The following is a 13,310-nucleotide window of genomic DNA, read 5'->3' on the forward strand; positions in this document are numbered from 1 at the left end:
CCTCCTCTACCAATCCGTATATAAATCGGTTCTACGATCTTTCCAGGTTGTTACTGAACCATGGTTCCTTACTTCATAGAGAAGATTTAAATCTAAATCAGCGGTAATAATCATATCTTGATTGACTTCTCCTTCTGCTAAAACCCCTTTTGGAGGGAAAGGAATATCATTAGGAGTGATAATAGCTGCTTGACTAAAGTTCGATCTCATAAAATCAACAGTCGGAAGTGAACCTACTGTTCCAGATAGAACGACATATACTTGATTTTCTATTGCCCGAGCATGACTTGTATATCGAACACGATAATACCCGTGTTGGTTATCGGTACAGGAAGGACAAAAAATGATATCGGCTCCTCGCGCTTTCGCTATACGTACAATTTCAGGAAATTCAATATCGTAACAAGTTAAAATCGCAATCTTTCCATATTTGGTGTCAAAAATTTTTAATTCTTCTCCTTTTGCCATATTCCAAGCGCTGATTTCAACTGGCGTGATATGCAGCTTTTCTTGTCGCATAATGCGGCCTTCAGGGTCAAAGAAAAATGCGGTATTTCGTAGTTGATTGTTAACTTCTACTACATGTGTTCCGCCGATAATATGGATATTGTATTTTTTAGCGAATTTAATAAATAAATCTTCATATTGTTCTGTATAACTAGGTAAATCATGGATTGTTTGATTTGAACCATTTTGCTTTTTGAAAGAAAGTAATTGAGTTGTTAAAAATTCTGGAAACACGATAAAATCCGAATCAAATTCCAAAGCGGTTTTGATGTAGTGTTCACATTGCATGGCAAAATCTTCGAATGATTGAATCGTGTGTAAATGATATTGAACTGCAGATACTCTTAATTTCATATGCTTTGCTCCTTTATTACAGTAATTGAAAGTTCGGATATTGCTTTCCATACTGTATTTTTATCATACTGTTTTTTTATGATGAAATGAAGTAGAAAATACTTATAATGGAAACTTTAATTTTTTGGGGGATGGCTATGTGCGGTCGATTTACGTTGTTTTGCTCGTATCATCAGTTGATTGAAGAATTTGATGTAGCAGAGGCTTTTTCCGAGGAGTTATATAAGGAAAGTTATAATATTGCTCCAAGTCAACAAATTGTAGCAATCATTAATGATGGAGATAAAAATCGTATGGGGTTCTTAAAATAGGGATTCCTTCCTTCGTAGGCAAAAGACGGAAATATCGCATCAAAAATAATCAATGCCCGATCTGAAACTGTCGACGAGAAAGCAAGTTTTTAAAAATCATTTTATGAACGGAGATGTATTATCCCGATGACTCCTTTTACGAATGGAAAAGGGAAGGAAATTCGAAAGTCCCAATGCGAATAAAAAGGAAAGATGACGAAGTATTTGCAGTTGCGGGATTATGGAATACTTGGCGCAGTCAAGAGGGAGAAAAGATTCATACGTGTACGATCTTAACAACGAAGGAAAATGAATTAATGGCCCCAATCCATGACCGAATGCCGGTCATTTTAAATAAGGAACAGCAAAAAGAATGGTTAGACTCTCATTAGGGGTGAAAGAAATTAAAATCGCTGCTTAAACCTTGCCTTTCAGAGTGGTTAACTGCCTATCCAGTATTTAATCTAGTAAATTCTCCGAAAAACAATTCAAAGGAATTAATTGAAAGAGTTTCTTTATGATAATAAAGGAGGCGGGGACATAAACAAAAAATGAAAGGGGGAGTTGAAATAGTTTTGATAAAAAATTGAACTAACGAAAAATTGATTGAAGTGACGGGGCGACTCCTGCGACGAGCCGGGCCCGTGGAAAGCGTCCCCGGAACGGAAATCAATTTTAATAACATATCAAAAAAACATCATCTTCTCCTTGGAGAAAATGATGTTTTTTTTAGATTTGTCCCAACCTCTATCCTTTAAACTGTTTGACTCCCCATGATTTTTAGCATATATTGATGAGATTCTTCTAAAGTAGTCATGGTGTTCATCATAGAACATGCGGCATCAAGAATAGGAAAAGCAAGGGCTGCTCCTGAACCTTCGCCTAATCGCATATTCATATTCAACATAGGCTCTAACCCTAATAACTCGTTTACAATTTTTGCTCCAGGCTCTTCTGACAGATGGGATGGAATAATGTAATCCTTCACTTTCGGTTCTAATTTATAAGCAATAAGTGCAGAAACTGTGGAAATAAAACCGTCCACTACTACAGGAATACGATTTGCTGCAGCACCTAGGACTACGCCTGCCATTCCCCCTAATTCCAAACCGCCAACTTTAGCTAACACATCAATTGGGTCATTTGGATTTGGCGTATTTATGTCAAGAGATCTTCGAATGACGTCAATCTTATGTTGAAGACAATCTACCCCAGCTCCCATACCTGTTACAATAGCCGGGTCACAACCACAGAATGCTGACAGGACAGCACTACTTGGAGTGGTATTACAAATTCCCATTTCTCCAGTTGCTAAAACATTGACACCTTGTTTCACTTGTTCATTGGCAATTTCAATACCTACTTCAATCGCTTGAATCGCTTCTTGACGTGACATTGCTGGTCCCTTAGCCATATTATCCGTTCCGTATTTCACTTTTTTGACGATGACTCCAGAATCTTTTGGTAAATCTTCTTTAATGCCAATATCTACTGGAACGACTTTTGCACCTGCTGCTTTTGCAATAGCACATACTCCTGTAAAACCTTTAGCAAAGCCAATTGCCTGCATTACCGTTACAAATTGGGGGTTATTTGAAACATTTTCTTCATATACACCGTGATCCGCAGCTAATGAAATAACCGCTTTATTGGATACATCAAGCTCTAGTTTCTCAGTTATTCCAGCAAGTTGTATCGCGATTTGTTCTAATTTTCCTAAACTGCCAGGTGGTTTACAAAGAGCATCTACTCTTTCTCTTGCTTTTCCCATCACTTCTTTATTAAGTTGTTTAATGTTTTGTAATGTCGATTGCAATAGTTCCAATTGAATCTCCTCCATCGATTATTGAAATAAGAAAAGTCTGCAGTTTATTGGCATGCCAAATAAACTACAGACTTTACCATCGTACTGTATGTTTTCAAGTAATTAGGCAGGTCTCCTGGCTTAGGTTCATCGCAAATATAGGCCTTCCCAGTTTCCCAGTGGCATTTTCTATATTGCTCCCCGATACAGTGGTGGGTCCGCTAAAGATTCTCACTTTATTCCCTATTCTCCCTAAAAAGGGCACCTAATTACATAGATATACTTTTTAAAATAATCTAAAATGAAATGAAACTTTAGTCAAGTTTTTTGAAAACTTCCATTGCCTAAAAGATTATTTTAGTGGAGAAATATTAAGGAATCTATTCAGTTATAGTTGGAAATGTAAGGGTATCAACTTGACGGTTAGTATACAATTGTATACAAAAATTAAACGATGGTAATAAAGAAAAGGAGTAACAAAATGCGTGCAGCGTTAAAGCTTTCAAAATATTTAAAGCCCTATAAGCATTTTGCGATTTTAGCGCCGATACTTATGGTGTTGGAAGTAGGGATGGATTTAATTCAGCCAACAATTATGCAGAAAATAATCGATAAAGGAATTGCAACGAATGATACACAGTATATCATTATGATGTTTGCTGCGATGATTTTGTGTGCAATGATAGGTTGGCTTGGGGGTGCAGGTTGTACATATTTCAGTTCGAAAGCGGCGGTAAACTTTGCATCTGATGTTCGAGCGGATTTATATGAAACTATTACATATTTTGCGAATAGCAATAAGGACAAGTTCACTTTAGGAAAATTGATTACCAACTTAACAAATGATATCGAAATGTTGCAAAGGGCCTTAAACATGTTATTAAAAATATTCGTTCGCGGGCCTTTTATGTTTGTTGGGGCGGTCATTGTCGTATTTTTTACGGCAAGAGATTTATTTCCAGTACTATTTTTTGTGGTGCCTGTATTAATCATCAGTTTATATATTATTATTCAATTATCGATTAAGCTGTTTCGAAAGGTGCAGGAATCAATCGATCAAGTGAATACACGTGTGCAGGAGAACTTGGCGGGGATTCGCGTCATTAAAGCATTTAACCGTATGCGATATCAAATGAAGCAATTTGCAACTGTCAATCATCAATTAACGAAACGCAATATGACGGCAGATCAAGTGGTAGCTGCCTTAATGCCGATTACCCAATTTGTTGTCAACATCGGAATTGTACTTGCACTTATGCTTGGTGTCGTGAAAGTTGATGCAGGAGCTATTGAAATTGGGGTAATTGTTGCATTCATCAACTATTTGATGATGATTTTGAACGGCCTTATGAGTTCCAGCAACGTACTGATTCAAATTGCGCGGGCTATACCAAGTGCAGAACGTGTCGTTGTCGTATTGGAAGAGCAGTCTGATATTACGAATATTGAAAACCCAGTGAAAAAAGAAATTCAAGGAAATGTGAAATTTGACAAGGTTAGTTTTTCTTATAACAAACACGTTGAACCGGTGTTGAAAGAGATTTCCTTTGAAGCGAAAGCCGGCAGTACAGTAGGGATTATCGGTATGACAGGCAGTGGAAAATCGACATTAATCAAATTGCTCGGTCGACTCATGGATGTCGATGAAGGAACTATTTACATTGATAACATTCCCATACAGCAATATGACATTGACATGTTAAGAAATGCTATGGCTTTTGCCCCACAAAAGGCAACATTGTTTTCAACAACGATTGAAGAAAACTTAAAGTATGGAAAAATTGACGCAACTAAAGAAGACATTCAAGAAGCGCTCTTTGCATCAAACGCCTTTGAGTTTGTGGAAAAATTGGATCATAAAGAACAACATGAATTAACGCAGGGAGCTACGAACTTATCCGGTGGGCAAAAGCAACGTTTGGCAATGAGTCGTGCAATTATAAGAAAACCAAAAATTTTAATATTAGATGATACAACATCAGCGGTAGATAGCATCACTGAAAAGATAATCCAGCGAAACATGAAAGAAGCTCTTAAAGACAATACGAAATTTATCGTATCATCAAAAATTTCTTCTATTAAACACGCAGATTTGATTCTTGTGCTAGGAGACGGTCGAATTGTTGCCCAAGGAACCCACGAAGAATTACTGAAAATGAGCGAGCATTATAAAGAGATTGTAGCAACTCAAGTTGAAAGGGGAGGTGCGATTGATGAATAGGCTACAAGAATCCCTTACTGGTAGAGGTAGTGGTCGAAGCCGTGGTCCAGCAGCAAAGGCTAAAAATCAAAAGGCTACAATTAAAAGAATTTGGAGTTATTTAAAGAAACAAAGACTCAGCATTAATTTTGTTATTATTCTTGTGCTGATTACATCGGTGTTAAATATTTTAGGGCCTTTGATGATTGGTGTTATTATAGATAACTATATTCTTCCCCTCGACATTGAAGGAACTATTCGGATGGGAATGTTGCTTGCAGCAATTTTTATCGCATCATCCTTATTAACTTGGTTGCAAACTTTTGTCATGATTCGAGCATCTTTAAAAACAATTCAAAATTTGAGAATCGAACTGTTTGAGAAAATGCAATCATTGCCGATTTCGTTTTTCGATCAAAAACAGCAAGGCGATTTGATGAGCCGCATGACGAACGATATCGACAATTTGAATTTCGCTCTTTCCCAAAGCGTCATTCAAATCGTATCGTCTGTATTATCTCTTGTAGGTACCGCCATTGCGATGGTGTATTTAAATTGGATATTAGCCATTGTTACCCTTTTGGTCGTTCCGTTAATTGTTTGGGCTACAAAACAGATTGTGAAACGTAGTAGCATGAATTATCGAAATAGACAACGAGATTTAGGAAATTTAAATGGATTTATTGAAGAAACGATTTCTAATTCGGAAGTTGTGACGCTCTTTGGAAAAGAACAACAAACTATTCAACAATTTAAAGAAGCGAATGAGAAGTTGCGTTATTCTGCAATGCAATCAGAAATAGTATCTGGTTTGTTAGGACCAACGAATAACTTTATCAATAACCTCGGATCAGGTTTAATTGTTGGAGTTGGTGCTATTATGACGGCCAATTCTCTCGTTACGGTAGGTGTTATAACGTCATTTTTAACATATGCAAGACAGTTTTTCCGCCCAATTAACCAACTTTCAAACTTATTAAATACTTTTCAATCTGCAATTGCTGGAGCGGAGAGGGTATTTGAAGTACTAGATGAACGAACTGAATTAATGGATTCACCTCATTCTCTGCCTAGACGATCTCTAGAAGGAAATGTTGAATTTCGAAATGTCAGTTTTTATTATGTAAAAGATAAGCCGGTGCTAAAAAACATTTCGTTTCAAGCGAATGCTGGTGAAATTGTTGCTCTTGTTGGCCCAACTGGTTCAGGGAAGACAACCATCGTACAGTTATTAAGCCGTTTTTATGATGTAACTGAAGGTGAAATTTTAATAGATGGTGAAAATATTCAATCTTACTCAATGGAACATTTACGAGATTCAATAGGTGTTGTATTGCAAGATACGTATTTATTCTCAGGAACGGTAAGAGAAAACATCCGATATGGAAAACTAGATGCTACCGATGAGGAAGTAGAAATGGCAGCAAAAATCGCCTATGCCCATTCCTTCATAAAATATTTGCCGGAGCAGTATGATACATTGCTTGAATCAGGTGGTAAAAACTTAAGTCAAGGGCAAAGACAACTGATTGCGATTGCACGAGCTATTTTAAAAGATCCGGATATTCTAATTTTGGATGAAGCCACTTCAAGTGTTGATACAATGACAGAAGGGCATATTCAAAAAGGATTAAACAATTTAATGCAAGGCCGCACGAGTTTCGTCATTGCCCACCGTTTAAAAACAATCGAAAATGCAGATCGAATCTTAGTCATAAAAGATGGAGAAATAATCGAGCAAGGAAATCATAATTCCTTAATGTCCTTAGATGGATTTTATGCCCAATTGCAAAAACAATATCATCAAGCAGAAATTTAGCAGTAAACTGTCCCACTAATGTTTACAAAGCATAGGGGGCAGTTTTTTTCTATCATCATCAAATTTCGGATACATGAATAAAATATTTGAGTTTAGTAAAGTATTCAGTTTGTGTCTTTCAGGAATCATTTTAAATCTATTCGTTTCTTAATAATCATTTGAATTTTAAGATGACTGAAACAAAGATTAGGATGAACAAAGTCTTTTAACAAGCAAGTTGGGTAATAAAAATAATCAACTTTTTATAGAAATTCTTTATGCATACAAGCCTTCCTTTCAGCGTATAGTAGTGCAAAAGGTTGCAAAAGGCGGTGTAGTAGATTTGAAACGATGGATTGCACTAATTGTCATTTTGCTCTGCTGTTTTTTAGTGGTTATGTATGAGACAAGCGCATCGGACAATCGATTTTTCCTTCCTGAACCATTAGGAGGAGTTAAAATCGTCGTTGATGCGGGCCATGGTGGGATTGATGGAGGAGCATCGGCAGAAAATGTTATTGAAAAAGATATTACGTTAGCAATTGCAAAAAAGGTTGAACAAAAATTAAAACGAATGGGTGCGGAAGTTGTGATGACAAGAACTTCAGATGGCGATGTTCTTTCGGAACACGCACCAAGTGAAGAGTTCTCTACATTAAGAGAAAGGAAAAAACAAGATATTTTCTTAAGAGAAAAAATTGTAAAAGAAAATGAGCCCGATATTTTCATTACGATTCATGCAAATGCTATCCCAGAAGAAAAGTGGCGAGGCGCTCAAGTATTTTATCATAAAGAAGGGCACCCAAACAGTGAGCTGCTAGCTAAAGCCATTCAATCTTCAATAAGAGAAAAGTTACAAAATACAGATCGAGAGGCTTTGGCAATCAAACAAATCTATTTACTGAAAAAAACCGAAGTTCCTGCGGTTCTGGTGGAAACTGGATTCTTAAGCAATCCTGAGGAAAGAAGTTTATTGGCAGATGAAAAGTATCAAGACAAAATGGCAGATGCAATTGTTAACGGAATTGAAAATTATGTAAATTTGGAGATTGAATAAGCAATATCGCTATGATTAAACACTTGGTATGTTATACTTATACTATCAATCGGAAGCTAATATAGGGGAGTGTTTATCGTGATCAATGAACAACAAGTCCGTGAAATTTTAGGACAACTACAAGACCCGTTTTTACATAGAACGCTTGAAGAAACAAACGGTATTGTCAATGTATCAATAAAAGAAGAAAAAAATCATGTGAGTGTAAAAGTTGCGATTGCTAAAACGAATACCCCAGAACAATTACAATTGCAAATGAAAATTGTTGAAAAATTAAAAGAAGCCGGTGCTTCAACTGTAGGAATTCGATTCGAAGAGTTGCCAACGGAAGTTCTTGAACGTTTCCGTGGAAAAGCAAATGAAGCCGAGTCCCGAGATATTCTATCACCATTATCAACAGTAAAAGTGATTGCCATTGCCTCAGGAAAAGGTGGTGTAGGTAAGTCCACAGTATCAGTAAATTTAGCTGTTTCTTTAGCTCGTTTAGGGAAAAAAGTGGGCTTAATTGATGCGGACATTTATGGGTTCAGTGTCCCAGATATGATGGGAATTGAGGAAATGCCGATTGTAAAAAATGATCGAATTTATCCTGTGGAACGTAAAGGGGTAAAAGTGATATCCATGGGATTTTTCGTGGAGAACAATGCACCGATTATTTGGCGTGGTCCAATGCTTGGTAAAGTATTAGATCAATTCTTCCGTGATGTAGAATGGGGAGATATTGACTATCTATTATTAGATTTACCACCAGGTACTGGAGACGTAGCATTGGATGTTCACCAAGCGTTGCCTACATCCAAAGAAATTATCGTCACAACACCACATCCAACAGCAGCATTTGTTGCAGCACGTGCTGGTGCAATGGCTGTTCAAACTAACCATGAAGTTCTTGGTGTTATTGAAAATATGGCTTGGTATGAGTCGAAAACTGGTGAGCGAGAATATGTTTTTGGTAAAGGCGGAGGACAAAAGCTTGCTGAAGAATTGCGCACAGATTTATTAGGACAAATTCCGCTTGGACAACCTGACTGGGATAACGAGGATTTCGCTCCATCAATCTATGAAGAAAACCATCCAACAGGAAAAATCTATTTAGATATAGCTCAAAAAGTTATTAATAAATTGGAATAGGATAGCAAAAGAGCGAATTGAGAAAACGATATGTTTTCCAATTCGCTCTAAAATTTTGAGTAACGAGTATATAATCGCAATTTGCTTTTCTTATTAAATAATTAACTGCTGCCACCTTGGTCTTGACCTTGCTCATCTTGTCCCCCACTACTACTTTCTTTACCTTTTTCTTTTGAACCGCCAGATTCACCGCTCTTTTTAATTAACTCTTGCCATTTTGTTTGCAGCAACGGATTTTCAATTGTCTCCATTACAACTTTTTCAATTTCTTTCCTTAATTCTGCACTTTTTAAGATGGATTCTAATTCTTTTTTCATTTCAGGTTGTCCAAAAAATGCAATTAAGTCTTCTTGAAAAGAGGCGTCTTTTATTAATTGCTTCATAATTTCAGTTTGCTGTTCTTTCATGCTTTTAGCCATTGATTCCTTAAATTTTGGATCCTCAAAGGTTTTTTTCCAAAATTCTTGGGCCTGCTCTGACAATAATGAATTATTGATTGATGTTTCCACTTCATCGTGTTCTAAAATAACTAACTCCCTAAAACTAGGATCTTCCAATAATTGTCTAATTGCTTTTTTTCCATCTTCTGTTTGAATAGCATCGACGACAATTTTCTTTACTTCTTCATAAGACGGTTGGGCATTCGGTGAATCGGAACAACTCGCGAGCAATATCAACATGAAGAATAGGATCAATAATCGATTAAACAGGGGATTTTTCAACTTTCTCAGTCCTTTCTATATAAAGGCTCTCTTTTTATTTATTCTTCACAATTCTTTTCATAATATGTACATGTTTATAACTTCGATAGCTTTTTTAAAAAACCATTGATAAAATAATGAAGAGATTGAAAAAAATAAAGGGAGCATTGTGTCGTGACAATACGAAATTGGATAAAATTTTTCTCAATGTGTATGTTAATTGGCGGTGTTGTCACAGGAGTGGCAGGCATCATCATTCGATGGAATTTTTTTAGTTCATATTTAGCCGCAGGAGAAATAGTAGAGTTTTTTGCCGCATTTGTATGGATGATTTTTTTAGGTTTTACAATGAGCGTAATTGCCCAAGCAGGCTTCTTTGCATATTTAACAATTCATCAAATTGGAGTCGGTGTTTTTAAAACATTAACTTTATGGAATTGGGTACAAGTTCTTTTGATGATCGTGGTTGTCGGAGATTTAATTATTTTCCGTTTTGCTCCGGTTGCCGAGAGCGCGAAAGATTGGCTCTTCTATGGAGGACTATTAATTTTTCTAATCTCTAGTGCTATTGCAACTGCTATAAAAAAAGTTCAATTAACTGGAAAAAAACATATTTTAATTTCATCTTTGTTCTTTATGATTGTTATTACTTGTTTAGAGTGGATTATTCCGTTGATGGGGCGTAAGGGCAATATTGATACATATGTAGCCCTATTATTATTCCCTCTAATTGCAGTAAACGCTTATCAATTATTAGCTTTGCCAAAATACAATCAAAAATCCAATGAAGATCGAAAAAAATTAGATGAGCGCAAAAAAACAAGAAAGCAGAAGAATGTTGGTAAATAATAATATTTAAAAAATAATCAAGGGCATCCAACTACACAAGTCGGATGCCTTCAATTTTTATTTAATATTTTTTCTGTTGGATGTAATGTTATTAATTATTTTCATGGCATTTTTGTCGATTTAATGGAGTAACCGAAAATGTTTTCTTCTAATGAAATGAATTTATGTTGCTGAATAAATTTCGAAATATTTTTGAAATTAGGGTTTGATTGTTCATCTAGTTGTAAACTAATGATAGCACCTTTTACATCATGATAGTGGTTACCTTCTTCATAAATGTGAGATGGTGATAATAAATTGATTTCTTCGTGAAAGGCAGCTTGTTTCAACTCTCCAGGAAATTCATAATCCTTCGTCATAAACCATAGAGGCTTCTGATTAAAATATTTTTTATAAATCTCCACTTCTTTATTAAAAGTTTTTATGCTATATTCTTCTTTACCATAACCTCCGAGTAAGCCAGTGGAAATGTTTTTTTTCTGAATTAACTCTACTAGCTTTGGAGAACGTTCAATCCATTTTGCATCCAGCATTAATATAGGATAAGGAGCATGAAGTGATTCCAACCATTCAGGCAATCCTTCGTGAGTAAAAGAAATTTCCACTATTAATGATTGTCCATAATTACCCTTAGATATAACTAGCGGTTCATGGGTCATTCGAAAAACTGAAACAATCGAAGTTTTCTGAGGATAAATTAAAAAAGAAATCACCATTACTATAAATAGTGCCAATATCATTTTACGAAACATCAGTTTGTCCCCTTTTTATAGGATTTTGTTTAGTAAAAATGGTTCCTAAAAAAACTTATGAAAAAGTGTTGACTTTCATGAATGAAAGATGTTAATATATAAAAGTCGTCGAAAGACAGCGAAATATGTCAAATGAACCTTGAAAACTGAACAACAAAACGTTAATGCAATAAATTATCTAGTTGTTAACCCTCGTTGACAAACTAGATTCGGACATTAAATTTTGAGCAAATCAAATTTTCTTTTATGGAGAGTTTGATCCTGGCTCAGGACGAACGCTGGCGGCGTGCCTAATACATGCAAGTCGAGCGAACCAATTGAAAGCCTAGCTTTCATGAGGTTAGCGGCGGACGGGTGAGTAACACGTGGGTAACCTGCCCTATAGACTGGGATAACTCGCGGAAACGCGTGCTAATACCGGATAACACATCAGAGTGCATACTTTGATGTTGAAAGATGGTTCTGCTATCACTATAGGATGGGCCCGCGGCGCATTAGCTTGTTGGTGGGGTAACGGCCTACCAAGGCGACGATGCGTAGCCGACCTGAGAGGGTGATCGGCCACACTGGGACTGAGACACGGCCCAGACTCCTACGGGAGGCAGCAGTAGGGAATCTTCCACAATGGGCGAAAGCCTGATGGAGCAACGCCGCGTGAGCGAAGAAGGTCTTCGGATCGTAAAGCTCTGTTGTAAGGGAAGAACAAGTGCAGTAGTAACTGGCTGCACCTTGACGGTACCTTACTAGAAAGCCACGGCTAACTACGTGCCAGCAGCCGCGGTAATACGTAGGTGGCAAGCGTTGTCCGGAATTATTGGGCGTAAAGCGCGCGCAGGCGGTTTCTTAAGTCTGATGTGAAAGCCCCCGGCTTAACCGGGGAGGGTCATTGGAAACTGGGAGACTTGAGTGCAGGAGAGGGAAGCGGAATTCCATGTGTAGCGGTGAAATGCGTAGAGATATGGAGGAACACCAGTGGCGAAGGCGGCTTCCTGGCCTGTAACTGACGCTGAGGCGCGAAAGCGTGGGGAGCAAACAGGATTAGATACCCTGGTAGTCCACGCCGTAAACGATGAGTGCTAAGTGTTAGGGGGTTTCCACCCCTTAGTGCTGCAGCTAACGCATTAAGCACTCCGCCTGGGGAGTACGGTCGCAAGACTGAAACTCAAAGGAATTGACGGGGGCCCGCACAAGCGGTGGAGCATGTGGTTTAATTCGAAGCAACGCGAAGAACCTTACCAGGTCTTGACATCCCGCTGACCGCTATGGAGACATAGCCTTCCCTTCGGGGACAGCGGTGACAGGTGGTGCATGGTTGTCGTCAGCTCGTGTCGTGAGATGTTGGGTTAAGTCCCGCAACGAGCGCAACCCTTGTCCTTAGTTGCCATCATTCAGTTGGGCACTCTAAGGAGACTGCCGTACAAATACGGAGGAAGGTGGGGATGACGTCAAATCATCATGCCCCTTATGACCTGGGCTACACACGTGCTACAATGGACGGTACAAACGGTCGCGAAGTCGCGAGACGGAGCCAATCCGAAAAAACCGTTCTCAGTTCGGATTGCAGGCTGCAACTCGCCTGCATGAAGCCGGAATCGCTAGTAATCGCGGATCAGCATGCCGCGGTGAATACGTTCCCGGGCCTTGTACACACCGCCCGTCACACCACGAGAGTCTGTAACACCCGAAGTCGGTGAGGTAACCCTTTCGGGAGCCAGCCGCCGAAGGTGGGACAGATGATTGGGGTGAAGTCGTAACAAGGTAGCCGTATCGGAAGGTGCGGCTGGATCACCTCCTTTCTAAGGATATTTACGGAAGCATTAGCGTTTTGTGTTCAGTTTTGAAGGTTTATGACCTTCAAAGTTATAGT

General features: G+C 38.0%; 9 protein-coding genes, 1 rRNA gene, 1 pseudogene and 1 riboswitch. Of the genes and pseudogenes, 7 read left to right on the forward strand and 4 right to left on the reverse strand.

Annotated elements, in window-relative coordinates; genetic code table 11:
• Positions 1-6: 6 nt before the first annotated feature.
• The gene (locus NST98_RS13770; protein WP_340715329.1) at positions 7-861 is read right to left on the reverse strand and encodes a carbon-nitrogen hydrolase family protein; all 855 of its coding nucleotides are present in this window, start codon (positions 859-861) and stop codon (positions 7-9) included.
• Between the two features lie 137 nt (positions 862-998).
• On the opposite strand from NST98_RS13770, the pseudogene NST98_RS13775 reads away from it, so the two are divergent.
• Positions 999-1,672: pseudogene (locus tag NST98_RS13775) on the forward strand (SOS response-associated peptidase).
• Positions 1,673-1,905: 233 nt separating this feature from the next.
• Here NST98_RS13775 and cobT read toward each other — a convergent pair.
• Positions 1,906-2,976, reverse strand: coding sequence for a nicotinate-nucleotide--dimethylbenzimidazole phosphoribosyltransferase (gene cobT / locus NST98_RS13780; protein WP_340715330.1), 1,071 nt, complete (start codon positions 2,974-2,976; stop codon positions 1,906-1,908).
• A gap of 88 nt (positions 2,977-3,064) precedes the next feature.
• Positions 3,065-3,239, reverse strand: a riboswitch (cobalamin riboswitch).
• Between the two features lie 197 nt (positions 3,240-3,436).
• On the opposite strand from cobT, the gene NST98_RS13785 reads away from it, so the two are divergent.
• From NST98_RS13785 to NST98_RS13800, 4 genes are all read left to right on the forward strand, one after another.
• Positions 3,437-5,176: an ABC transporter ATP-binding protein gene (locus NST98_RS13785; RefSeq protein ID WP_340715331.1), complete on the forward strand. Its 1,740-nt coding sequence runs from the start codon at positions 3,437-3,439 to the stop codon at positions 5,174-5,176.
• The gene (locus NST98_RS13790) at positions 5,169-6,974 is read left to right on the forward strand and encodes an ABC transporter ATP-binding protein (protein WP_340715332.1); all 1,806 of its coding nucleotides are present in this window, start codon (positions 5,169-5,171) and stop codon (positions 6,972-6,974) included. Before NST98_RS13785 ends, NST98_RS13790 begins: the two co-directional genes overlap by 8 nt.
• A gap of 322 nt (positions 6,975-7,296) precedes the next feature.
• Entirely contained in the window at positions 7,297-8,010 is a 714-nt protein-coding gene (gene cwlD, locus NST98_RS13795; protein ID WP_016839509.1) for an N-acetylmuramoyl-L-alanine amidase CwlD, read from the forward strand.
• A gap of 78 nt (positions 8,011-8,088) precedes the next feature.
• The gene (locus NST98_RS13800; protein WP_096550118.1) at positions 8,089-9,141 is read left to right on the forward strand and encodes an Mrp/NBP35 family ATP-binding protein; all 1,053 of its coding nucleotides are present in this window, start codon (positions 8,089-8,091) and stop codon (positions 9,139-9,141) included.
• A 101-nt stretch (positions 9,142-9,242) separates the two neighbouring features.
• On the opposite strand, the gene gerD is transcribed toward NST98_RS13800, so the two are convergent.
• Positions 9,243-9,863, reverse strand: a complete 621-nt coding sequence (gerD, locus tag NST98_RS13805) for a spore germination lipoprotein GerD (RefSeq protein ID WP_340715333.1) — start codon at positions 9,861-9,863, stop codon at positions 9,243-9,245.
• A gap of 153 nt (positions 9,864-10,016) precedes the next feature.
• Between gerD and NST98_RS13810 the strand changes: the two genes are divergently transcribed.
• Positions 10,017-10,691, forward strand: a complete 675-nt coding sequence (locus tag NST98_RS13810) for a KinB-signaling pathway activation protein (protein WP_096550121.1) — start codon at positions 10,017-10,019, stop codon at positions 10,689-10,691.
• A 101-nt stretch (positions 10,692-10,792) separates the two neighbouring features.
• Here the strand turns inward: NST98_RS13810 and NST98_RS13815 are convergent, their stop codons facing one another.
• Positions 10,793-11,443 carry a hypothetical protein gene (locus NST98_RS13815; RefSeq protein WP_096550122.1) on the reverse strand — a complete coding sequence of 217 codons (651 nt, stop codon included), beginning with the start codon at positions 11,441-11,443 and terminating at the stop codon, positions 10,793-10,795.
• A gap of 243 nt (positions 11,444-11,686) precedes the next feature.
• Here NST98_RS13815 and NST98_RS13820 point away from each other — a divergent pair.
• Positions 11,687-13,239 (forward strand): 16S ribosomal RNA (locus tag NST98_RS13820).
• Positions 13,240-13,310: the final 71 nt, after the last annotated feature.

This window comes from Ureibacillus sp. FSL W8-0352, from assembly GCF_038004345.1.
GTDB classification, from domain to species: domain Bacteria; phylum Bacillota; class Bacilli; order Bacillales_A; family Planococcaceae; genus Ureibacillus; species Ureibacillus thermosphaericus.